The 24531-nt window shown below is 40.3% G+C and carries 24 protein-coding genes and 1 pseudogene; 3 read left to right on the top strand and 22 right to left on the bottom strand.

Annotation, left to right across the window (positions count from 1 at the left end; genetic code table 11):
- Window positions 1-610: 610 nt before the first annotated feature.
- Entirely contained in the window at window positions 611-886 is a 276-nt protein-coding gene (locus RRG12_RS34595; RefSeq protein WP_420762331.1) for an HU family DNA-binding protein, read from the bottom strand.
- Between the two features lie 373 nt (window positions 887-1259).
- Window positions 1260-1382, bottom strand: a complete 123-nt coding sequence (locus tag RRG12_RS34590) for a DUF6985 domain-containing protein (RefSeq protein ID WP_420762330.1) — start codon at window positions 1380-1382, stop codon at window positions 1260-1262.
- A 75-nt stretch (window positions 1383-1457) separates the two neighbouring features.
- Here RRG12_RS34590 and RRG12_RS34585 point away from each other — a divergent pair, with 75 nt between their 5' ends.
- Entirely contained in the window at window positions 1458-2405 is a 948-nt protein-coding gene (locus RRG12_RS34585; protein WP_420758163.1) for an IS5 family transposase, read from the top strand.
- Here RRG12_RS34585 and RRG12_RS34580 read toward each other — a convergent pair.
- The 17 genes and pseudogenes from RRG12_RS34580 to RRG12_RS34500 form a co-directional block, all read right to left on the bottom strand.
- Entirely contained in the window at window positions 2387-2827 is a 441-nt protein-coding gene (locus RRG12_RS34580; protein WP_420762329.1) for a DUF6985 domain-containing protein, read from the bottom strand. The two genes, RRG12_RS34585 and RRG12_RS34580, sit on opposite strands and share 19 nt — an antisense overlap.
- 178 nt (window positions 2828-3005) lie before the next feature.
- Window positions 3006-4040 carry a WD40 repeat domain-containing protein gene (locus RRG12_RS34575; RefSeq protein ID WP_420762328.1) on the bottom strand — a complete coding sequence of 345 codons (1035 nt, stop codon included), beginning with the start codon at window positions 4038-4040 and terminating at the stop codon, window positions 3006-3008.
- 148 nt (window positions 4041-4188) lie between these two features.
- Window positions 4189-7035, bottom strand: coding sequence for a DEAD/DEAH box helicase (locus tag RRG12_RS34570; protein ID WP_420762327.1), 2847 nt, complete (start codon window positions 7033-7035; stop codon window positions 4189-4191).
- Between the two features lie 310 nt (window positions 7036-7345).
- Window positions 7346-8536, bottom strand: coding sequence for a hypothetical protein (locus RRG12_RS34565; RefSeq protein WP_420762326.1), 1191 nt, complete (start codon window positions 8534-8536; stop codon window positions 7346-7348).
- Window positions 8537-8539: 3 nt separating this feature from the next.
- Window positions 8540-9319, bottom strand: coding sequence for a DUF559 domain-containing protein (locus RRG12_RS34560; protein ID WP_420762325.1), 780 nt, complete (start codon window positions 9317-9319; stop codon window positions 8540-8542).
- A 77-nt stretch (window positions 9320-9396) separates the two neighbouring features.
- A complete protein-coding gene (locus RRG12_RS34555; RefSeq protein ID WP_420762324.1) occupies window positions 9397-9819 on the bottom strand; it encodes an EVE domain-containing protein in 423 nt (140 codons plus the stop codon).
- Between the two features lie 64 nt (window positions 9820-9883).
- Window positions 9884-10234 (bottom strand): hypothetical protein, encoded by a 351-nt coding sequence (locus RRG12_RS34550; RefSeq protein WP_420762323.1) that lies wholly within the window; start codon window positions 10232-10234, stop codon window positions 9884-9886.
- Between the two features lie 60 nt (window positions 10235-10294).
- Window positions 10295-10636, bottom strand: coding sequence for a hypothetical protein (locus RRG12_RS34545; RefSeq protein ID WP_420762322.1), 342 nt, complete (start codon window positions 10634-10636; stop codon window positions 10295-10297).
- Between the two features lie 8 nt (window positions 10637-10644).
- Window positions 10645-11313: a hypothetical protein gene (locus RRG12_RS34540; protein WP_420762321.1), complete on the bottom strand. Its 669-nt coding sequence runs from the start codon at window positions 11311-11313 to the stop codon at window positions 10645-10647.
- A 96-nt stretch (window positions 11314-11409) separates the two neighbouring features.
- Complete coding sequence (locus RRG12_RS34535; RefSeq protein WP_420762320.1) at window positions 11410-12057, bottom strand: ribonuclease III domain-containing protein; 648 nt, start codon at window positions 12055-12057, stop codon at window positions 11410-11412.
- A 72-nt stretch (window positions 12058-12129) separates the two neighbouring features.
- Complete coding sequence (locus RRG12_RS34530; RefSeq protein ID WP_420762319.1) at window positions 12130-16398, bottom strand: helicase-related protein; 4269 nt, start codon at window positions 16396-16398, stop codon at window positions 12130-12132.
- Window positions 16399-16408: 10 nt separating this feature from the next.
- On the bottom strand, window positions 16409-19582 hold the full coding sequence (locus RRG12_RS34525; RefSeq protein ID WP_420762318.1) for a type ISP restriction/modification enzyme: 3174 nt from the start codon (window positions 19580-19582) through the stop codon (window positions 16409-16411).
- Between the two features lie 128 nt (window positions 19583-19710).
- Entirely contained in the window at window positions 19711-19959 is a 249-nt protein-coding gene (locus tag RRG12_RS34520) for a helix-turn-helix domain-containing protein (protein ID WP_190937249.1), read from the bottom strand.
- A 169-nt stretch (window positions 19960-20128) separates the two neighbouring features.
- Window positions 20129-20596: a Cys-tRNA(Pro) deacylase gene (gene ybaK, locus RRG12_RS34515; RefSeq protein ID WP_420762317.1), complete on the bottom strand. Its 468-nt coding sequence runs from the start codon at window positions 20594-20596 to the stop codon at window positions 20129-20131.
- A 22-nt stretch (window positions 20597-20618) separates the two neighbouring features.
- Window positions 20619-21026, bottom strand: a pseudogene (gene vapC, locus RRG12_RS34510) (type II toxin-antitoxin system tRNA(fMet)-specific endonuclease VapC).
- On the bottom strand, window positions 21023-21277 hold the full coding sequence (locus tag RRG12_RS34505) for a hypothetical protein (protein WP_069074476.1): 255 nt from the start codon (window positions 21275-21277) through the stop codon (window positions 21023-21025). The pseudogene vapC and the gene RRG12_RS34505 overlap by 4 nt, the downstream one beginning before the upstream one ends.
- 24 nt (window positions 21278-21301) lie before the next feature.
- Window positions 21302-21538 (bottom strand): hypothetical protein, encoded by a 237-nt coding sequence (locus RRG12_RS34500; RefSeq protein ID WP_256091379.1) that lies wholly within the window; start codon window positions 21536-21538, stop codon window positions 21302-21304.
- A 358-nt stretch (window positions 21539-21896) separates the two neighbouring features.
- Between RRG12_RS34500 and RRG12_RS34495 the strand changes: the two genes are divergently transcribed.
- Window positions 21897-22364: a hypothetical protein gene (locus RRG12_RS34495; protein WP_069074475.1), complete on the top strand. Its 468-nt coding sequence runs from the start codon at window positions 21897-21899 to the stop codon at window positions 22362-22364.
- A gap of 27 nt (window positions 22365-22391) precedes the next feature.
- Here the strand turns inward: RRG12_RS34495 and RRG12_RS34490 are convergent, their stop codons facing one another.
- From RRG12_RS34490 to RRG12_RS34480, 3 genes are all read right to left on the bottom strand, one after another.
- Window positions 22392-22526, bottom strand: a complete 135-nt coding sequence (locus tag RRG12_RS34490) for a hypothetical protein (RefSeq protein WP_256091378.1) — start codon at window positions 22524-22526, stop codon at window positions 22392-22394.
- A 175-nt stretch (window positions 22527-22701) separates the two neighbouring features.
- A complete protein-coding gene (locus RRG12_RS34485) occupies window positions 22702-23628 on the bottom strand; it encodes a hypothetical protein (protein WP_069074474.1) in 927 nt (308 codons plus the stop codon).
- Window positions 23629-23862: 234 nt separating this feature from the next.
- Complete coding sequence (locus RRG12_RS34480) at window positions 23863-24024, bottom strand: hypothetical protein (RefSeq protein WP_176727206.1); 162 nt, start codon at window positions 24022-24024, stop codon at window positions 23863-23865.
- Between the two features lie 220 nt (window positions 24025-24244).
- Here RRG12_RS34480 and RRG12_RS34475 point away from each other — a divergent pair.
- The coding region (locus tag RRG12_RS34475; protein WP_420762316.1) for a helix-turn-helix domain-containing protein at window positions 24245-24531 on the top strand (287 nt) is incomplete at its 3' end.

The following is a 24531-nucleotide window of genomic DNA, read 5'->3' as shown; positions in this document are numbered from 1 at the left end:
AGTTCTCGGCAAGTCTCACTTGACTTTATCATAATATAACTGTTATATTCTGACTAGTTTGGGTTAAAGCAAAAAGCGATCGCCAGCCGTCAAGCACGCGATCGCCTTAACTACACCATTACAAAAGGGATAGTTATGTCTAACTTCTTGAATTTTAACGGGTCAAACAACAGTACCCCTTTTGACGGTATTCGTCATGTTGCTAACCAAGGAGAAGAATATTGGCTAGCAAGAGAGTTAATGTAACTACTGGGCTATAAAAAGTGGAAACGTTTTGTAGATGCTATCAACCGGGCTAAGATTGGTTCTCAAAACACTGGCATACCAGTACAAAACCATTTCGCCGATGCTGGGCTTTGTACAAGAAATGTACCCAGTGACCATCGGCTTTCTCGCTATGCGTGCTATTTAGCTTGATAACCCAAATTGTTAGTTAACTTTAGGCTGCTCTTTTGTGCTGTGGACGCAACAGCAAGCGATCGCGTTTTTTTTTACATCTGCAATTCAACATTCACGTTTCCCCTAACATTGCCATACCCATACTCTGTCTTTATAAGAGCGAGCGCTACAGCTTTGCAGTGATTGGATTGTCAGTGGTAAAGCAATTCATCTATGGCGCTACTTTTTCTCTAAACTGTTTCCCAGCAGAAAACGCAGGCACTTTGGTCGCTGGGATAGTCATTGGCTCATTGGTTTTTGGATTTCGCCCTTCGCGTTCTGAGCGTTCGCGTCGCTCGAATGACCCAAACCCAATCAGCGTTACCTTCTCCCCGTCAGCTACAGCCTCGGTAACAACTGACAAAAAAGCACTAATGACTTCATCAGCTTGCTTTTTTGTGATGTTGGTCTTTGCTGCTACAGTATCCACTAGTTCGCCTTTGTTCATAAATCACCCTGAAACATTGCAAGTAAACGAAATCTAGCATTATTACCTCTTATTCATAAAGGGGAAATGGAATAATTTTTTAGCAACACGCGAAAATTAACAATGCACAACGACTATTACTGTGTTGATTTGGCGCGATAGATCATTACCATTTCGTTTCCCTAAATGTTTGACTGTTGTAACTGTTGCACTTTCGGTTAGATAAATCCACTTTCATATTCAGTCAAAAGAGATAGGATATCTATCCATAGGTACTACAAAACAGCCAGGAAACGTTCAATAGGCAATCGATATTTCGTTCCTCTGGCAGCGATCGCAGTATATAAGCGCTATGCTTCAATTCACCACGGCTTGTTGCCAAGCTATATAGTCTTTACCGTCCTGTTTCACCTATCTGATCTACATCGTCTGCTACTCCATTGCGAAAGCATACTTCTAAGCCGTGTTCTGGCTCCCAGTCACACTCAGCTATCAACTTAAAGGGGCGTTGTTGCATGAATAGAGAAAAATGGTAAATTTTACTTATTCCTTCCTACCTCTACTAATCCCCTCCTAGTTTCTTAGTTGGACTATGAAGACGAAAGCCAAAACTAACTACAGAGTCCGTAACTGGCAGGAATATGATGCGGCGCTCAAGCAGCGAGGGAGCCTGACTTTCTGGGTGAGTGAAGAAGTAATCGAACAGTGGCGCAACGAAAAGAAAACAGGACGGAAAGGAGCCTCCAACTATTACAGTGACGTGGCGATCGCTACGATGGGAACTGTACAATCGGTATTTAACTTAGCAGGGCGGCAGACGGAAGGATTTCTAGAATCACTGTTTATCTTGATGGGAATTGAGTTGAAGGTACCAGATCACTCCACCCTATGCCGTCGTTTGAGCAATTTATCGGTGGAACTGCCCGTAATCCCAAAGGATGACGCAATCCATGTTGTAGTGGATTCAACTGGGGTAAAAGTGTATGGTGAAGGAGAATGGAAAGTTCGCACACATGGGGTAGGTAAACGACGGACGTGGCGGAAGTTGCATCTGGGAGTTGATCAAGGAAGCGGAGAGATTTTGGCTGCGGTGGTGACTACTAATGATGTAGCTGATTGCGAGGTACTACCCGACTTGTTGGAGCAGATTGACTCCAATATTGAACAAGTATCTGGTGATGGCGGTTATGACACAAACAAAAGTTACGACACAATCACTCAACGCCAAGCCAAAGCAGTGATTCCACCTCGCAGTAACGCTCAGATTCAACAGCCTCATAACTCTGAACTGCCTCCACATCAAAGAGATGAAAATTTGCGTCGGATACATCAAATTGGTCGCCAGCAATGGAAGCAAGAAAGTAGATATCATCGACGTTCTTTGTCTGAAACAGCTATGTTTCGACTAAAAATTATTTTTGGGGGTAAGCTAAGACGACGCTTTTTTGACAATCAAGCTGTTGAGTTATTTCTGCAATGTGCTGCACTTAATCGCATGATTCAGTTAGGCAAGCCAGATAGCTACAAAGTGGAAAAATAATTACTAACTCTGCTAAGAGTTGGTGTGCCTTTTTTCTGTTTCATGCAACAAAGCCACTTAAAGGTAGCAATATCTAGGTCATACTCCACATAGATATATGAGAAAGTGACCTGCTCCCAGACCTGAATGGGATTAGCCAGCAGAGGCATTGACTCATCTCCAATCATGTCACGATATACATCATAATTTTGCAGCACCAGAGGAGCAGTGATGCGTAACACATCGGATGGCAAAGCTAGAGCCTGCCGAATAGCTTCACGCTGAAGCAATGAAAGTTCCCCAATCTGCCCCTGTTCAAAATCCACACAAATCCGTACACGGCGATCGCCCAAAACAGCACATTGTGCTAAAGTCCAATAGTTATCTTCCAATATAATCTGTCCAAACTCAGCATCGTAATAACTTCTTGGGGATTCCATCATCTTCAGATACTACCTTTATTCTGTGCTTCCCTAGCAACTCCAAAAACTAGTGAAAATTTTACTTTGAAATTAGTCGTACTTTTTAAACGAGAATACCCATAGTTAAAGTTAAGTTCTGTATCTGTAACCAGCTTCTCGTTTTAGAAGTTCCCGTGCGCCAAAAATAGGGCTAATGCAGTTATTTAATTTGCCAAATATGTATAATGCTATCCTCATTGCTACTAACGAGGGTTTTACCATCCCGGCTCAGAGCAAGCCCTAAAACCGAACTGGAACCATCCCTCCATGTGTGCAATACTTTTAAAGTCTCTAAGCTCCACAGTTTAATAGTGCCATCATAATTGCCGCAAATCAGAATTTTTCCATCGGGGCTGATCACAAGAGATTCAACTGAATTAAAATTATCACTAAACTCATGCAGCAGTTTTCCACTTTGAAGATTCCATAACTTTAGGGTACTAATCGCACGATTTCGAGAAACTAGCTGACCAAAACTACCAGTAACAAGCTTTTTGCTATCTGGAGTAATGGCAATAGCATCAACTCCGGTTTTGTGCCCTTTGAGAATATGGCGTGTTTTTTTGGTTTGCAAATCAATCAGCCTAATTGTATTATCATCGCCACCCCCACTACTCACAAGGGTTTGCATATCAGGGCTAAATGCAACTTTACTCACAAATCCTGAGTGTGCAGGAATAGTATCAAGCAGCTTAAGCGTGTGTAAATCCCAAAGCTTGATTGTACGATCGTCACTGCCACTAGCAATCAATCTACCATCTGAACTAATCGCAACGGTTTCTACTGGTTGGGTATGCCCACTATCGCCCTTTAGCATAAGGAAAGTGCGTAAATCCCAAACCTTCATTGTTGGGGTGGTTATCCCACCAGTTACAATTCTCTTGCCATCTGGACTAATCGCAATTGAAGTAACACCATCTGAGTGAGCGTCTAAACTACGCAACAATTTCCCTGTACGTAAATTCCAGAATTTAATCGTATCATCTCTACCTCCACTAATCAGGGTTTGCCCCGAAGAGCTAATCGCAACTGCTCGAACACCAAAAGTCACTTTTTTATGCCCAGTCAGTGTGTGAACAAGTTGAATCTGTGGTTGGGACTGAGTAATTGTACTCTTGCTTATAGGAAGCTTTGAACTAGAAGAATGTATATCAATGACAGTGATGTTTACTGCAATCGCTAAAACTATAATCACTGCTTTGGATTTGAGAAAGTTCAATAATTTCATGTTGCCCAGGAACGCAATTACATAACATGGTTCCCATTTGATGGAGGGCGATACCAAAGGCTAGCGTGTACACCATCGCACCTAATTTGATAGACCATTAATTCAAATGCTCAGTTCAAGATGGATTTTGAGAATTGAGCTTCGCTTGACTAATCGCATCTAACAAAAACAAACCTACATCTTTATGCAATGGCTCATTATGCTGTGGACAAGCCGTTGAATGTAGGCATCTTGGACAACCAGCTTCACAATCACATTCAGCTGCTAAAGCATAAGATGCAGCAGCAAATTTTGTGAAGTCGGAGAAAATAGCTTCTGCTGCCCCATTTCCACCTTCACAGGTGTCAAAAAAGTAACCAATGTTTCTGCTTTCTTTTTGTATGGCCAATTCATCTACATCCAAACTGGAGGATAAAACTACCAAAGGCACAGCTTTAACTATCTGGTGCTGAATACTATGCAGTGCCGTGACTTCAGCACTGCTACTCCACAAGGATTGATAAAGTTCTGGAATCTCACCTCCATTAGCGGTCATAATTTCTTGTTTGTATTTATTGACAGTTATTTGCAGGGCTTTCTGTAACGGCTCATTTAACTCTACTAGTACGCAAGGCGCTTGGTATTTTGTGACGTATGCCTCTGAAAATGCTATTTCTTTTTGAAGTTTTGTCACTTCTGCTGCACTCAGCGCCTGCTTACACAATGAACAGCTTTTTCCTTCAAGTGGTTTTTTATAATTAGCACAACGTTGGTTTTTACAGGTCATTCCGTAGGTACGTTTCATCAATCTATAACCAATAACAGAATTCGTAATTTCTCCCCAAACAAGAGTTAAACGTAACCGTGCATCTTTAATATTAGTAGGGATGATTTTAGATTCCGCTAAGGTAGAAAGTGGTTGAATATCTAATTCTGACTCTGCTTCAGTAAATAAATCTGTATCTTTGCCTAGAAATGTTAGTATTGCTTCTCCTTTGTCTGAATTTAGGCTTTCACTACGGTATGCTATTAATTGCCCACTTTCATCTTGCACCATATATATGGCTTCGGGAAATACTTCTCGATGGGCTAACGGCAGCGACATACTTTCTAGAATTTCGCCCGTATGCTTGTTAATTAGAGAAATTGACCTTTGAGTGCTGCTTCTGATATTAATTTCTTTATGAGGATAACCTCTTCCCCAAAGTTTCCCATTGCCGCTTAAGAAAATTTTGTTTTGTTGTAAAAGAGAATCTGCCACTGCACCGGCTGTTTTTCCAAAACGAGTATTCAGTTCTCCTAAAGTTAAACTACTTTCAATGCAACCACATTCTAAATGTTTACCTAAAATGGTTGGATAGTCAGGGTTAAATGCGGCAGATTCAACTTCTCCTGATAGCAACTTTTGATTATTTCGAGCGTAGTATACATCAATGGGGTTTTGTCCTAATGGCAGGTAAATTACTAGCCCGTGCTGTTTGCGTCCGGCTCGACCAACTCGTTGCCAAAATGACATTAGGCTACCTGGAAATCCCCGAATTAGACAGCAATCTAGTTCGGGTAAATCAATTCCTGCTTCTAAGGAAGAAGTTGAAATAATTACCTTGATTTGTCCACCTTGGAGTTTTTGAATAATCTCACTACGGCGATCGCCCGTTAAGGAACTGTAGAAAACTGCTACCTTGCTGGTTAAATAACCTAATCCAATGCGTTGTGTTTCTCGTTGGATTAACCCAAGTAAACCTTTGACAGCTGCACGGGAGTTACAAAAGACAATTCCACTCAAGTTATGCTGCAACCAAGAAATCACTATTTTAGTAGCTTCAACATTAGCTGCATTGTTTGGAGCCAGAGATAATAAGGTACGTCCTTTATAGGGAGCGCCACTATCCTCAATCAGGTGTAATCTTTGGGGTTGATGGGTTCTGCCGCTAAACCGCAATGCCATATCTTGAGGATTTCCGATCGTGGCACTAGAACAAATAAATTGCAGCCTTTGGGAATTACCACCAACCGCATCAACTGCTAACCTTAGCCGCCGCATAAGATTCGCAAAGTGTGCCCCAAAAGCCCCAGTATATGTATGGCTTTCATCAATTACACAGTAGCGCAACTGTCTTAAAAATTGTCGCCATCCTTCTCCCTCATCTCGACGGCGTACATTGTAGAGATAGTAATGCAATAAGTCGGGGCTGACTGCCAAGATGTTTGGGGGGTTGGGGATAAAAAAACGCTGCCGTTCAGTAGCTGGTGTATCTCCCGTCATTAATGCGAGTTTAAGACGAGTGTTAGGCATTGCCTTGACAAGCGACTGCAATTTTCGCATTTGATCTAGGGCTAACGCTTTAAGCGGAAAAATGTACAATGCTGTTGTTTGCGGTTGCTTAATACACGATTCCAGGATAGCCAGGTTGTAGCACAGCGTCTTCCCGCTTGCTGTAGGCGTAGTGATACTCAAGTCAAACCCAGCACGTAACTTTGTTAGAGCTTCTAATTGGTGAGAATAAATCTGAGTGATACCGTTATTCTCTAACGCTAAACGTAAAGCAGGTGGTAAATCGCCCGGTAAGGGGTGAGTTATCCCTTGGTTAGCATTTTTAATATCTATCGCCCTAATGCTTGCAATCAGTTCTTGCGCTACAGACTGAAATCCTACTTGGGGGATTTGTTGAATCTGCTCAATAATTGTTGTGGCTGCGGCGTTGTTATCTTCAAGTAATCTTGTGGAAGAAACTAAGTTGGCGTTACTTGCTTTAATTGATCCCAAAGCTAGAGCCTGCTCCCAATCTCCAAATTGGGTTGGCTTAACTTCTTCTACAAACTTGACAATCAACCGTCTGCCCAATAATGCCATTACCTCCCCAACTCCATACTCCGGTGAGTAAACATATCTACCTGCACTTAGCCATTCAGGAGGTTCTGGAACAGTTTGGTTGGCGGCACGGATAATTGCGGCGTAATCGGTTGGTTTGTTATCAGTCACAAATTTATGTTTCTGCTAGCAGTAAATTATTTGTTACTGACTGCCAGTATAAACCTAATGAATTTACTCTGGCATTTTTGCTATGTTGCCATTGAGTGACAAAAAGACGCAATGTGTAGCCAAATTTAAGTTACTATATTTACTTATGGTATTAATTCAATCAATATTTCTGTGGTTACTACGGAATAATAAAATATTCGGATCTCAAGTTTAAGAAAAAACAACTGAAGAACCAAAATTGTTTAATTTTATTTATTTTATACGTAATGAATTACTTAATTTTCAAATATATAAAGAGGAACTATCGCACTTATAGCAATGGTCGTTTAGGACATTTATTTGTTTTATGTAATTCAAAGTTTGTAGTTTTAACTTTTGCACTGCAATAAGGACAGCTTACTAATGAAGATAAAGTTGTGTTATTTGTTGCTGGCGAAATAGATAAATTTAAAGCGCGATGTTTTGCTCTTGCAGCCCCACGATTCTGAGTGCGGCTATTTGGCTTCAATGCAAGAGATATTTGTTGCTGTGTTTCAATGAACGAATTGTCATGTAATCCTTTATTTTGACAAGGATAATTATTTCGTACCCTTTTAGCTGCCATATCTATTGCCTCAACTTCTGTCCATTGTTTCATAAGTTGCAGGTCTGTAAAGCTGGTAAACTGATTTAAAATCGAGTTATTTTCTGTAACTTGAGCAATGACTTGAACGATAGTTTTACAACAACTTTGGGGATAACAAATAACTTGTTCTTCACTAAAGCGAATCACAATCCACTGTTTAGCTAAAAAAAATCTGTTGCGCTTACTGTCTTTCCAAGCTCCGACAAAGTGAGTTGGTGCGCCAGTGGAATAAACATAAGGTTCATCTATCTCAATATCGATATACAAATTCAACTCTTTGTTAATATATGCAAAGTCTGGAGTATATGGATAGTCAAAATCAGGAATCTTGAGAGTTAGCCCTGTATGAACCTTGCCAGGAAAATATCTACTAAGATAATTACCAAACAAAGCTTCTGCTTCACCTCTTCTTGCCCCACTACCATTACCATCGTGAGGTACAGTTTGACTAAGTATTTGCAATAGCACCTTGTAGCGAAACTCAGCTACTCGTTCAGGAGTTTGGGAAGCTTTTATTTCCTCATGATGCTGGTGCTTCTTAATTTCATAATCTTTCAGCTTTTTGGGGTAGCTTGCAACCTCATGATCATGCTTTTGCTTGCGTTGAGGATAGGTGGTGATTTGATCCCATACATGACCTGCGATCGCTCCTGCTGCTACTAAGAATAATAACCATCCTGGTATAGATGTCAATTGAGAAACTATAGGGATAATGGGAATAGCAACTGCTGTTTCCACTGCTATCAAAGTGTTGTTTAGTTTCTGTGGCTTTGTCCCCGGTTGTTGTGGTGGATCTGGAGGTATAGGTGCTGGTGGCAGCGCTAATTTGACTCTCTCAATTCCCACTGGAATCAAAATTATTGGATATTGACTCATAAATTAGACCAAGAACATATTTAGAAACTCAATCACAACATTTTCAGGTTGCTCAAAGCATTCTTTAGCTGCAAACCTAACTGTAGGAATACCTTCTCGCAATAGCACCCTATCTCGCACATAATCTCTGGTTATTTGTAAAGATTCTTGATGGTGATTACCATCTACCTCCAATATCATGCACTTACCCTTATAAAACGCCAAAAAGTCAACTTCAATGCGTCCTGTAAGCCAACCGCTTGCATCAGATATAGGAGAACCTTGTCGTCCAATTCGACCCCGCGCATTAGCAAAGAATAAGACACCTTTGTTATCCAGTTCTTCAGCAATTTTGATTTCGGGTTTGGATCGAAAGTACATTCCTCCCCATTCATACAAAGGGTTTACATCAGTTTTAACTTCTCGTCCAGAGTCAGTGTCATTATGTGGCGTATCTTTTCCCGGTACAGTCAAGGCACTTCCACGAGTAAACTGTTCTACCTGCTCTTTGTAAAAACTATCAAAAAATAATCGCCACCAGTGCTTAGTACCATGTCCATCACGCTGATCTGCATAAGCTAAGTGTAAATGTTCATTAATTTCTACATAATATCCAGGTGTAGTTTTTGAATACAAATACCTGTTAATTTTTGTTCTTAAGTTTTTATCATTGTCATTTTTTCTAGAGATTACAACTAGTAAATCTAATAGCTTACTTGTCTGCAATTCTAAATAATACGGAAGTTTTCCCCCGATCGGTACAATAGAATTACCCTTGACTTGATGCTCTATTCCCTGAACCATTTTTAGTTAATTATGTTTAATACGATGTTAAGACAGCGATCACACGCAAGTTTTCCTCGCTTTATTGAGAGCGATCGCTATCCTTTCAATTCATGTACACGTTGCCATTCCTGTTGTGTAACCTTGTAGTTTGTAGCATTTGGCTGTCGAATTACCATCAGAGTTTTTAGCACAGGATCTTGTTTTAAGTCTTCCCTTAGCAGTGGCTTTTCTAACAACTTACTGGTAAAGCGAATTTTGGAGTAGATTCTATTCATGGCGCGACTAGTGTCAATCCAATAGCCGATATCAGTAGGGTTTTCGATATTCTTAGAGGATTCGATAATTTCGGCGATCGCATAAATCCCTGCTTTATCTCCAGATTTCCAAATCAGTACCCCATCACCAGGAGCAATGTCTTTGGCGTAGCGAGTTGTCAGCCAGGGCATCTGCTCAAAGTCGCGGATGCCGTCTATGATGCGGTAATATTTGGGGTTGCCTTGAAACAGCCAGTAGGTCATTGTTTGGTAGTTTTCCTCTAAGAATTTGGTGGGTGGGCGATCGCTTTTGGTACGTGATTCTTATTTATCTTTTAGCTATACCATCGGCAATTAATGCTTCTCTATATAACCAAGCTTCTCTAGCTGTTTTAAAACCATCCATCCACTTTTTGTCTTTCGTATCTTTAATTCGATATCCTACTCCCCAAGTGTCATTTCCAAAGCAATAGTATATTTTATAAAGCATTACAGGTTGAGCAAAATCATTTCCACAATCACCCTCATGTTCTATCAAGGAACCATCTTCTCTAATACCGTAAAATCGGCGCTCTTCTTTGTTGATGCTAACCTCTATAACATCACCTAAATGGTTGGAATGTAAAATAATAATTCCATTTTCTTTGACCGGATGAAAGTTTTTGTTATGCTTAGACATTGCACTTTCCTTATAATATCAATACCCTTAAGTTTCTGAACAGATGCTAATTTACCCCGATTAACGAGAGCAATCAATATGGTTCCTTATAACTAATTTGAGTTCATTAGTAATGGGTAAACCATCAATTTCCCTACATAGGTTTTGTAATGATTCACCTCTTCTCCTTCTCTCTTCGTAAATTCCCTGGAGTAGTGCTGTCAATCCATATTTGGTTAGTGCATCTGATGCTAAACCTATTATTCCCAGTAATACAATACCGCCCACCATTCCGCCTGGCCCTAACATGGCTAATGCCGCAGTAATTGCAGCAGCACCAGCTAACCCAGTTGATGCCATTGCGATGAGAAGTACAATGGCTGGTAATCCAACTCCTGCTAATTTTGCAACAATTTCATCCATGATTATGATTACTGTTGATTTGATTCTTTAAGTTTGGCTCTTCTAAAAATGCACTCATAGATTCCTTTGCGCGAATACTCCTCTCCAGTCAAGGCTCTACGCGCAAAAACCAATTCCCACCCTTCATCGCCCAATTTATTTATGCCTATATCAAAAACAATATCGTCAAAGCTTTCAATTTTATATTCATATTGCAAATTTTTGGGTTGTCGTTGCCACCACAAATTAAAAACCAGTATTCCTAGTATTCCCCCTAAAAATACAGTATTAATTACTTCTCTAAATTGAACTAAAATGTTGAATATATTAAACTGGTTTGTTTTATCTTTTGAATTGACAGAAGAAATTTGTGCGTTAATAATCGGTGTTGGTAATACCTCATGCTCTTTTAAGTTAATAGTTTGTCGCCAAGCAGGAAACTTACTACCATTTACCTGCCCACGAATATATAAAAATTTGATTCGGGCTAAATTTAACTTAGCTATTGATTTTTGAACATAATCAACAAAAAATGATTGTTCTGGAACTTCCTTAGCTTCAGCCGTTATGGTGAGGCTATCATCTTTGATACTTACCTGAACTGTTATGCCTTTGGGTTCTAGGGCTTTATTCATCAGGCTAACAATTGCTTGAGTATCACCCTGTTTTGCCTGGTCTAAAAGGTTTGTTGCAGTCATACTAAATCATCATTATTTACTGTACACACTAGATTTTCTTGCTTCGGAGTGCGATCGCTAACTTTTCCTCTAAGAATTGGGTGGGGGGCGATCGCTTTAATCATCATCGTCACCAGGGGCCCATCCATAGTCAGGAAAATTTTCTAAGCCAATCATGTCTAAGTAATCTCTGGTATCAAGACTCATATCCTCAAAATTCTCCTCATCGTCTTCTTCATCATCGAGAATTTCGTCTAAAGCATCTGCTAAAAAGCGCTTAACTAACCAAGAGCTAGCTTGAGAAAAATCACGCTTAAATCCTAAATAAACTGCACCAAACACAGCCTCAAACATTTCTGCAAAAAGTCTCTCTTGCTCATTTAAAGGTTTTCCTTTTAGACTTTTTCCCAATAAGCAGAACTCTGGTAAATTTAACTTAATAGCAAATTCTGACAATTGGGCTTTATCTATAAGTGATTGTTTATTCTCAGTAAGTTCGCCTTGTGTAGACTCAGGAAATCTTTCATATAAATAGTCAGTAACAATTGCACCAAGAATTGCATTTCCTAAATGAACTAGCCGTTTGTAAGCTTTCTCTTGTAAATCTTTTGTCTGCCTATCTACATTTGATTCATAGATAAATGATGGGTGTCTTAAAGCAATTTCTAACGCTTCTGTTGCCTGAAATTCACTTATACCAATTTCTTTCAAAAAAGTTTGAATTTGCTGTTGTCTTTGCTGTTCTGGTTTATACAATTGTGTCATGATTTAATAATTAATATGATGATTTTTAGTTACAAAGTAGTAAAAACAAGATAGTACCTCTACTGCAATCGCTTATGCCCTTAATAAAAGAGCAGCTAAAGAAACTTGTATACTGGTAGGTTTAATTCCTTCAAATGCAATTAGGTTGAGTTTGTCTGTATTTTGCACTAACTGAATCACAAAGTTTTCATCATCCAAAATTGCTTTATTGCCATCGGTATACTCTTTTAAAAGTTTTTGTACAGGCTTCATCTCTTTCCAAGTGTTTAATTTTTTTAACGTACTCTTAACAGCTGCTCGATCTAAACCTGCTGGAAAGTGATCAAGCATACTCACCCGACGTTGAATTTTAGTAATGCGCTCAGAGGTAACGCTAATGTTTTCTAAGGTTTCTGGCTGTTCTAATTCAGCAACCTGCTGCTGTTTTAAGCCCACCAGTTTGTTATATAAAGATTGAGCGCATGATAGTAAATATTTTGAGGAGAAAACATTTCCCGCTATTGGAGTTTTAAAGGCAGTAGCGATCGCCATACCATAACCATCGTTTTCACCGGTTTGGTCATTCCAGAACAAAGTCTGCTGTTTCTCTAAAATTGCTTCTCCATTTGGGCCAAAATATTGCACTGTCAACGCCACTAATCCGGTAGCTTCATCTTTTTCACCAGTGCGGCGACCTACAGCAATTGGATTGGCTTGGTAATCTTCACCCAATTCTTTTAGTAACTTGCTTAGTTCTTCGCTATGCAGAATCTCATTTTGTGTATAAAGGTCGCGGCTAGTTTCCTGTTTTTTATAGGCATCTTCTTGTAAATTACCCTGCTCTATCTTTCTAGCTTTAACTAAGCTCTGAACAAAGTCGATGTATCCTGGCAGAATTTCATCATCAAATAGAGTATCACCATAAATAGAAGCCCCCAATGTGTTGACACTAGAAATGGTAGGGATGCTGGGGTTAGCTTCAATACTAGCGATGCGTCCATCATTTTGAGCTAAATCTCCCACTAATTTTTTATGCAAATTTGACAGGCGAGAAGCTTGCCGTAACAATTGGCTTTCACTATTGGCATAATAAACATAAATGTTCTTAGCTTTATGTTGCTTGGGGCGGTCAATTCTACCAATGCGCTGCTCCAAAATCATCGGATTCCAAGGCAGGTCAATATTAATCAAATAATCAGCATCTTGTAGATTTTGACCCACTGATAAAGTTTCTGAACCAATTAGTACGGTGATTTCTTCTTCTGGCTTTGGGCATTCTGTAGGATTTTTACAAGTAGCGTCTGGGGCAAACAGTCTAAATATTTCTTGGCGATTTAAAGTAACTGGGCTACGTTTTGGTTGCAGTGCCTGGCCAGGACTTACTTTTTGAGGTTTGTCTGAGTTATTTGTGTAATACAGCTTTGTAGAACCAATCAGCATCCCAATACCTTTAGATGCGATCGCACTGTCACGAGTCATGTAACGGTAGTAATCAATTACGGTGTCACTGAAAGTTGAAATTAGCAGCACCTTATGACCTTGACTTACCAGTTCTGCTACTTTTTGAGTAACTTGCTTGCGTTTGTGGTCAACTAGAAATTCATCTATTAACAGGTTTTGAATCTGTTCTAGCTGATGCAAATCACCTTCACAATCAGCCAACATTCGCTCATAAACTTTTTGGGCATTGTTAGGATTGTCTCGTAAGTTATCTGTGGCAATATCAATAGACCGCCTTAACTGCTGACGCTTTTGTTGTTGTTCTGCCTCGTTTTCGTCCTCGTCTTCTTCCCCATCTTCATAATCCTCATCCCAGCCTTCAGGGTTGTAATCATCTAAGAAACTTTCTGGTTTATCCTTCTTGTCTGATTCAAAATTGTAGTGAATTAGCAAAAATTCTTTCAGCCCATCAGCATCAGGAGAAACTGATTCTAGGCGTTGTTGCATCTGCCGAATGCGATCGCCAAAGTTTTTAATAGTCCGATTCAAGGCATACATACTCGATTCAGCCCGTTGTAGAAAGAATCGGCGTTGGTTGCCTAATAGACTTCGCTGTTCGACGCTACCTGTTAAATAACGAATTGGATCAGCAAAGGGGATGAAAAGACTGGTTTCAAATTGAGTGAAAATCTGCTCAAGTGCCTGTTCTGTACTAATTTCAAAATGTACAGGTAGCCATTCTGCTATCCGTTTGGCATACAAATTTAAATCTGGAGTGGCTTCTCGCAGCATTTGGCGGGTGCGCTGAAGAAACAGTTCGCGGTAGGTACGGCGAAATAGTTCAGTATTATCTGTAAAATTTTCTACCCCAATTTCCCGATTTTGAAACCATTGAGCGACTTCTGCGGGGAACTTTAAATCATTGAATCCTTGAGGACGACTGATAAAGGGCGAGAGAATGTTATAAATATCTTCCCGGCGATTGTTCCAAGGTGTAGCGGTCAACAGTAGAAAGTAACGTTGCCGAGCAGACTTGCGATCGCTTTCTTGAATTGATGCACAGGTTTTATGAATGCGGTTTTTATAATTGCGAATGCCTTCGTGGGCTTCATCGATGATAACTAGGTCAGGGCCACCGTAGCGATTGAAGTCTGCCAGGAAGTTACTACCTTTGCGGCTCATCAGGTTTTTATTGTAGAGTTCATAATCACCTGATTTAAACCCAAGTTCAGCCATTTCTCGTTCCCAGTTGGGATGAAGTTTTTTGGCAGCAATGATGGCAATTTTAGCTTGACCCTTCTGCTGACGATACAACCACGAGACAGTAGCCGCTAGTCGAGTTTTCCCCAATCCTACAGCATCAGCGCAGACAGCAACACCAAAATCCTGCATGACTCTTAGGCAATGTTGCGCTCCAGATTTTTGATGCTCAAACAAGATACCTTGATTTAACAGTTCATCTAATAAATCACTACGTTCAACCCGGAACTGACGGGGGCGCTGCTGTGCCAACCAGTAAAGAAAATCGTTAGGTGTGCCGTGATTCCCTGCCAAAATGATTTCTACAGCTTGTTTAAACCCTTCAATCTCACTGAAATCTGGAATTTCTAGGGATTGGCTGACGGCTGGAGGATTTTCGGGTGAGTTGTGATAAGTGCCTTCGGTGGTTGTAACTTTGAATTCGGTTAACTTTGTCGGCGGATGTTCTGGGTCTACCTCAACTTGACCAATAATCCGTTCCGAATCTTGGCTGTCAATGGTGATTTTCACCAATTGATCATCTACAACCTCAATGCTTTCTATTTTGTCTAAATTTTGACCTGTGATTTCAACTTGGGTGGTTTCCCCAGGGGCAAACTCATCAGGATTGATAGATTCAATAACTGGTTCTTTTAACTTGGCACGGCGATCGCGTTCGGCTAGTACCTGCTGTAAAAACTCTTGGGTTAAGTCAAAGGTAATGTCATCTCGCTGCCACTCAGCATCAAATTGACCAATACTTTCAAATATGGCTTCTGCATCTAAACGAGAATCCCAAGAATAAAGAAAAGTTACACTCTCAGCATTTTTAGAATGTGCTGCACGGGTGAAATTATCTGAGCCTTCATGAAGAATGTGGTTTTCTAACTGGTCGCTCAGGATGCCAGTTTTTTTGTGATAGATACCCCGTCCTGACTCCATTTTGACAAGTTTAATTTGCAAAAAATTCAGGCGAACTAACTCAGCTAAAATTTCTGTATCACTAAAGGCGCTATCTTCTAAACCCTTAAGGAATTCAGCCAGGGTACAATGAGCAAATTGGGTGCGGTAGTTAGGGTCTTGTAATTTCTCCAGTTCTTGGACATCCGCTTGCTTGGTGAATCCTTGCCAGTCCATCAATAGGCGAATTTGACCCTCAGTTTGCACAATTGAAGCAAGAGGTTCTTCATATAGTTTCAGCACACCACTATCAAAGTAAGCAGTAGAACGGCGATAAATTTGGGTGCGTTCTAGGGCAGAGCCGATGAAGACATTATACTTATCTAGCTGATCAGGCAAATTGAATCTACGAAGACGACCTTTAATTTCTAAAAAGCTGCCAGCAAGTAAAGCTTTTTCTTTGGTTACACTTTCTTTATGAAGGAATTTTTCAATAATATTTAAGTTACTAATTCGCAGCAGAGAGGTACTAGGTACATTTCCATCTTTGATAGGAATGTAATCAAAAACCTTAGCACTTTTTGGGTCAATTCGTAGTATTCTGTAAGTTGCTTGTTTACCACCAATACCTAAGAACTTCACAACTGTTTTTAACAGCCTGTCAGCATCGCGGTGCTTGAAGACGAGCCAGTATTGATTGTCAACACCTTTGATGGGATTACCTTGGAGTAGATAGTAGGGGCGTTGTTTGCGAATTAGGTCTTGGATAAAGTTTTCAAGCATAGTTAATAACTTACTGAATAGGCCAAGCTGGAATTACTGCGTCAATTTTTGCCATGAGTTCGATGGTTTCTTGGAGGGCTACAACAATACGCTGGTAATTTTCGATATCATCAGAAGTAAGAGTGCGTCCTTTACGGTCTTTGAGCCATTTTTGGCAGACTTGATAACCACCTACGTAAAAGTTCCAAACTTCTTCTGGTACGCCTGTAAATTTATCTCCTTTTTTGTTGATGATGAGAGCATCTTGGTTGTATTTTGGATATCCTGCATCAACTAGATTATTGCCGTCATTTTCAACAAATTCAGTGATGAAGTTGTCGAGTTTAGGTGATTTCATTAAATGGAGTGATACTAATTCTTCACCGTATGTTGCTAGTTGGTGGAAGAGTTCGTTATTGCTAGTGAGGGGTACGCGGGGGAAGTCAATTTTGAGGAATTCGGCATAGCGGGTGCGGTAGGTTGGGGAATGAAAGATGGCGTATATGTAGTAGAAGATGGCTTCTGGTGTGGGGGTATAGTTGAGTTTTGAGGTGATGTCTTTGAGGAATTCAGGGGACAGGTTGGGGCGGATTGGTTCTTCTAAGTTTTTAGGATTATTTGGGTTGGGGTAGATGTAGAGAGGAAAAATTGATTCACTGCCTTTGTTGTCAGATCTAATAACCCCGTCAGCAATTATATAGTTACTCACAAAAAAGTAAGACATTAGTTCACCAATCATTTGCCGTCGTGCTATGAGACCTAAATTTTCTCCAGCCACCAGATGACGCATGACATCTAAACGTGGACGTGTTACTACTTCTGAATCGTACACAATGAAACGTTGATCAAATGGACGGTACAAAATACCAACAACAGTATTGTTTGGAAGTTTGTGGCTGCTAGCGAGAATTTCAGTTTGGTTTTGAGTAAAAGCTATCGTTTTTTTATCTTGTCCAGTAACAACTCCAACTGAGTTAATAGTAAAAATATCTGTTACCTTCCATCCCTGTTGATATTCTGCAAGTGAATCAGTATTTTGTGGAACAAATAAATAAAATGGAGCTTGTGAATTTAGCTTATTCCACTGTGTTGTATCTATACTATGTAACTTTAACCAGCTATATTTATTGTCACGTAAACCATATAAATTTGAATGATAAATATTAGAAATTTCTTTTTTATTACTCTGCCTTTTCACGAAAATACTAATTGCTACACCTTGCTGAATATCAAATACATTTTCATCTTTAGAACCATCTGGTGATTGCTCTTTCTTCTTGCTACTTCCATGCAAGTCTAAAATATAAATATCATCAAATGTAGCCATCAAACTTTGACGCATACCACGAAAGGTAGGGTTGTCAAGAAAGCCGTGGTTAGTGATAAATGCTAAAATTCCATAACCTGTTTGTTCAATTCGCCACTGAGCAAAACGAATAAACTTCACATAATCATCGTTTAACCATTTAGGATTTCTCTCGCCAAGTGGTTTACCATCAACTTCAAAATAATTGCTAGTTACTTTTTGGGTGATTGTATCTTTTCCTTTAAGAAGACTACTAATCCAAATACCGTTATTAGCAGAATGTCCAGAATAAGGTGGATTACCCATCACAACCATTACTGGTGCTTCTTGCTTAATTTGATTAGCTGCATCCGCCTCATCCCGAATCCAATTATCAAATTCATCAGCAGGTGGTATTTGAAATGCTTCTTGTAATGTATTGGTGAGGTAAACTCGTAACCGTTCTAGAGTATCGAATTTGTAACCTAATTCTGCTAGTTGCAAACCTAATTTCATGTGAGCAACTGCATAAGGAGCCATTAGTAACTCAAAACCTAATAATCGCGGTAATAAGTGTTGAGAAACATAATTTGACCACGCATCTGTATCAAGTTGTAATGAGTTATAAATGTGGTCTATAACGCTGTAAAGGAAAGTTCCCGTGCCGGTTGCAACGTCTGTTATAAGGACTTTATGTGTTTCTGTCGTACCTTTCTTATCAGGCTCTTCAACCTTTACCTTTGTTGCATCAGCTAAACCATCAGTTAGTTTAAAGTCTGTTTTTAAAATATGGTCTACAGAACGCACAATGTAAGATACTACAGGCTCAGGTGTGTAATAAACACCCCGGCGTTCTCGCATCTGTGGCTTGTAGGCTGTCAAAAAATCTTCATAGAACCGGATAACAATATCTTCTCGGTTCATCTTCATCTGAAAATCCAAGAGAATCGCATCCATCTTGGCGGCGCGGAGGATGCCAAAGATATCTGCAATCGCACCTATCAACTCATCCCCCAATTCTTCAGGCTCACGCTCTGACACATCTTTAAACAGCTTGCGGAGAAATGGGTTAGTTTCTGGTAATTGTTGCCAAGCAGATTCACGATCAAAATGCGTTTCCTTCTCGCGTCCCTCCCGCTTATCTTTTACATGGCTGAATACCTTTGCTGTAAACAGTGCATAAGCAATGGTTTGGGCGTAAATATCAGCAAAGCTGTAATCTTTCTCGTTATCAGGAATTAGTTTTAGTGTGGGCAGGAGCTCCCGTTGAAAACTCTTCAATAGGTTATGTAAATACCCATCAGCTTTTTCTTTCTCATAGACTTGGGGAATTACCTGCTCAATTCGACGGGCAGCTTCAGCCAACAACTGCGCTAGTTCCTTCGCCGTTTTAATAGGTTCATAGAAAACCCACTCCACTAAGGGAACTGAACTTAGACCCTTAGCAGCAATCGGCAGTTCCCCTTGTTTTAAGCGGTTTAACCGTGCTATTATTTGCGGTTCATTCCAATCAAAAGTCTGGATTTGCCGTTGGCGTAGTCCACCTTCACTTGGCAGCACTAACGGCACTCGACTTGTAGCTTCTTTAGTAGGTAGAAGTAGATACATTACAGGTTGCTGTTCAGCTATTCGGTTTGTATAATGCCCGTAAATTTCTTGTTGCTGTTCTTTAGAGGTCAAAAATCTTTTAATTTCCTGGTCTGTAACTCCTGATAGTTCCTCATCATAGAAGCCAACAGCAATTGGGCAAGTTTCCTCAGCTTCTAACTCATCGACACCAGGGCGCAAGTACCAAAAACGAGAACCTTGAGGATCATGCTCTTTCACCGGATATCCTAACAGCTGCCGCAGTACCTCTACACGATGATTTAAATCTGTACCAGTCATTACAGCCTGTAACTGCTCTTTGGTGAAAGTCATTTGTTTTCCTTACTAAGTTCAAAACAGCACGGTAAAACTGCGATCGCGCTTTAAAAGAATGCAATCGCTATATCAAATTTGATTAAGTACTACTCTCAAGAAGTGAGGTAGTCTACTTTTCCTTAGAACTAATTTGACTGATACTTTGCTAACAGTTTCTGCCCTTGATCACCCATCTCTTGCAGAAGTTTTTCAATCCTCTGCATAGCCATCGGTGATAACTTAGAGCGTTTATTTTCCCAACGATTAACTGTGGAATAAGTAACACCCAAATGTGTTGCAAACTGCTCTTGGGTTAAACCCGTTACAGTGCGAAGTTCATGGATGAGCTGTCCCAGTTTTGGTTGTTCAATTACCAAAGGCTTTTTGATAGTCATTAGCTCAAAACCCACTACTTGAGTAGCAAATAACGTGTGATTTGCTATATCGTAGTTAGCTTAGTACTGGGTTGTAACCCGCTAATATACTGTTATTTATTTACTGTAGCTTTAATATCTCTATGTAATAAACGCAACTTGTACTTAAGTACGCTTGATTAGAACTGGTTCACTGTACAATTGCTCCCAAAGTGCCACTGACGGCACGTAAATAATCATCTGGCGATAGCAGAAGCAGCATTCCTCGCATTCCACCAGAAACAGTAATCTGCTCAAATAGGGTTGCTGTTTCATCAAGGTAAACGGGATAGTCTTTTTTACTGGCTAAAGCTGTTACACCACCACGTATGTATCCTGTTAGTGGCTGAACTTCCTTGAGGGCAACCGTCTCAACCTTGCGGTTTCCTGAAATCCGCGCCAAGGCTTTTAAGTCTAACTGAACATTTCCCGGCACAACAGCAAAACATATACCTGTTGTGTCACCTCTGACTACTAGAGTCTTAAAAACTTGCTCTGCGGGAAGTCCTACTTTCTGGGCTGTACTTTCAGCAGCCAGATCGTCAGGATCTACTTCATAGCTCAGGATTTGGTAGGGAATACCTAGTTTGTCCAGGAGTCGAGCAGCATTAGTTTTCATTTAAGTCCACAAAAGATATTATTTATTGCTCAAGCTCCCAATCCTCAATCACCAGCCCACTAACGCGACTAAATTCTCTTATGTTGTGCGTAACTAATGTTAAGTTATGTATCAAGGCGATCGCAGCTATTTAAAAATCATTGGGGCCTATTGGAGTACCGTTTGCTGCTAATTCTGCACGAATTCTACCGTAGGTGAGGGCAGTAACATCATCAAAAGGCAAAGAAACAAACAAAGTAAGAAATTGCTGTTGTCGAGCTAAAGTAATTTGGGGATTATTGCTTTTCATCGCTCCATAAAACAACTCTGCCTTCACTACTGAACAGACAGCAATATCTTCTACATTTGTGGACTGTAAATGTTCTCGAATTAAGAGCGACCTACCGTTGAGATAACGAGCGCAAACATTGGTATCTAATAAATACTTCACACAATTTCTTCCCTTGTCTCAAAATCACCTTCAGAGTCGATAACAATTGGATCGTCTTGACAACTACCGTAAGTCTGCTCAAAAAAGCCGGGTGGCCATCCCAGTTCTTCTGGTGTTTTTGTAGGTGTTGATGGTTCTATTTGTTGATAAATCACCAGGACTTCCATTTCTTTGTCTGTGATGCCAACGGGAATCTCAAGGTGCAAAATGCCATCAGCCCCAACATGAGAACATAACTTAATACTTTGCATTACTGTTGTCTCCTATTCCTTGATTTATCGAGAATTGGGTAGTACCTCATCTATGATGCCGTATTCTTTCTCAACAAAACCCAACAGCTTCTCCTCCACAGCCGTCAAATACGGTCGCTTCAACTCCCCCAAGTGCTGCAATACAGCACGAGCAGCTTCTTTTAGATTTTGGTTATCTCTTAGCCTACTGATACAATCGCACACCTCCCGCATGTGCTGACACTCGGCAGATACAGCACTTCCAGCAGCTATGAGGTACATCCTAAAAGCTGAAAGCGATGATAGGAGAGGGGCAAGGAGAAAACTATATTACATAATAGCCGGAAGCACTGTAAGTAATCATACGACTTGAGATGCTTTACCCCGGCAGTATATTCCCCATCCCAAGTTCTCACGGTAGAACTGAAATCATTCACTTGACTGACAATTCCTCAGAAACCGCCTTTGTTCATGAGTTCTAAATTGTTTTTATTAATAGTCTGACAATCTATTTTTTATTTTTAAACAAAGGAAATTATATTTTGTTTTCTACCTAAAGTAAGATATTTTCCAGTTCATTCTGGAATAATTTGAGACAACAGTGTAGTTGGGTGGTAGTAAACTTAAGTGCGCTACCAATATGAGTGATTTAGTTAACAATAACCGTGTGGTTGTGAATGGTGGAGAGTATCGTGGTCAGCATGGTAAGGTACTTGATGATATCACTGGTTGGAATTTACAAAGGCATTACCAGATCAAATTAGACGGAGGTGTTACCGTAAATCTTGCAGGCTCAAGTTTAGAGTTGGAAAATCTAACTCAAAATGAAGTAAATGATGAAGTAGTAAATCTGAAAAATCAAGTTAGTCAAATAGCCTCAAAACTTCCCGAAAAAATGGGGACAGAATTACCCAATCATTTAGGATACCTTCATGATGCTTTAATTTCTGGAAACCAGTCCAGATTTAGCACTGAGTACAGTTACATAACAGGAGAATTAGCCAGAGCAGTTGAAAGTAAACATGTTACACAACAATGGTGCGAAACCATAAAAATTGGGCTAGAAAAATTAAAGCACAACATGGATTTTAATCTAACTCAGACTTAACCTAATGTCTGTGTTTTAGTCGGATGTTTAGCCAGTTGCATTTGCACTCGCCAGCATTGCATCAATCATGTAGCGGTTACAGCACTGGGGAGCGCAACTGGCTTTCAACTGGACACCAGAAGCGGATAATTTACCCTCTCGCTCGTATAATTTCTTGGTCATCCTGTTGTTCTGATATCTTTATTAAAACGCGAACTTTAAAACATTAGATCCTAAATTGCCAAAATTGCGGCGTTGCTGAATTAGGGGATGATTTCGCCCAATTTGGAACTAATTTTCAATGATTTCAACCGCCAATTCATCCCGCATTTATGCAACGCCAAAATTGCTTAGTGGATTATTTCGTTTCTATTTCAAACTCCAAAACAGCCAACAATTTCTCCTCCAAATCCGTCAAATAAGCACGATTCAGCTTCCCCAATGACTCCAAAAACTTCTGCACCGAGTCCTCCAGCCCACTCGAATACACCCGATTGATGCGATCGCAAATCACCTGCATCTGCTCACACTCGGCAGGCAGGTAGTTGAGGGACTTCAGATGTTGCAACCCAATTGTGTACTCCCTATCCCAAGTTCTGACGGTGCAGCTGAATTCACCTACATGGTTGACTATCCCCCAACATCCACCTTTGCCCCTAAGTTCCGGGTTGTCCTTGGCTAAAATTTGGCACACTTCCCCGATCTGGTAGGTATTGGGTACTTGGGTTCGCTCCATAATTCTTTGCACCACATCTTTGACGATTCTACCAGTTGGCACTTTCCCACCAGCAAGTTCTACTGCCTGTTGCCATACCTCCCACTGTTCTTGAGGTTCTAGCTTTGTGATAGGTCGGACTTGCCCTTCACTAGTGGGTAAAATTTGTGATCCATTTGTTGTCAAATCTTCAGGCGGCAAATTTTGACAACAAATTGTTGTCAAATTCTCGTAGACATCAGCTGCTGCAATCAGATAATTTGACTTCTGGCGACTATGACCAAAGCGATCGCGACAATAATCTTCAAAAGTTTTGTGCGTGGAACGATATAATCTGCGATCGCGCAGTTCCATCAAAGCTTTCCCTGCCTCAAAAAACGCTCTTTCCACACGGCGCTCTAGGTGAAGGCGGTCGCGCTGTTCTTCTTCTGTCAACTCTGGAATTTCGACAGAGGTAACGGTGATTGTTGCTAAGGCGGGGTTTTCTTCAAGGTCTTGGTTATCTGGTGGCGTGTCATTACTGGATGCAGCAGAGGTGGGTTTTTTGCGGTTAGAAGGTGGTTTAACCATTATTTCACCCCTAACTGAACAGTACTTGAACGAATATCGAGTTGTGCCATGATGGGGGTGTGATTAAATTGATATGAATTCCCCAAATTTTTTACTGAGGTTGGGGTTTTTCCTTAACTTGTTTACATATATATTTGCATCTGCGGTAGTCATCCTTGTTGCTTTGTCGGCTTTGACATTGTTTCTACATTCCTATGTATAAAATGTCCATGACAAGGAAAGCGGCAGGTAAAGTCATGCCGCTTTGAAAACCTCAAGGTGTACTTGTGGAGCTATAACCATTGCCAGTATAGGATTTTGACGCGCCAACAGTTGCTTCGCTTCCTGAACTGAACCGTGTCGCAGTTTATGTATGGCTTGGTGCAGCCCACTGTGTGCATTCGTTGCACCATTCATTGCTGGAAAGTATTACTTGTGGGTCTGTCATTTTTTAGAACCCCCTTCAGACTAAGAACTCTCGATTTACTTCCTAAAAGACAACACGAATTTAGAGCGATCGCTTTCACGATTTAGGCTCTACGCTAATACTGCTTAGGTTTTACATACTTCATAGAAGAAGTATAGCACTATTTCCACACATTATGTAAATATAGGAGTATCAGTGAGAGAAATTGTAATGCAAGGAATACCTTTGGATTTGGTATCCCGGATTGACTGGGATCAGGAATATGGTGAGTTTTTATTTCAGCAAAGAGAAGACAAGAAACTTTCTAGAGAAGAAGTAGCGCAAGCAATTACAGGGCTTGGAGAACCTTGTTCTCAGCAGTTAATTCATAAAATAGAAAAATGGAAGGGTAAAGGTGATCGCTCTGTTTCTTTGTCTCTTATCTTGAAATATTGCCAAATTTTAGGGATCGAGCTTAGGCAATTTTATCCTGTTGTAGCACAAACCCTTAGTTACCC

Source organism: Nostoc sp. CALU 546, from assembly GCF_048836525.1.
This window is presented reverse-complemented; position numbering and strand designations above follow the sequence as displayed.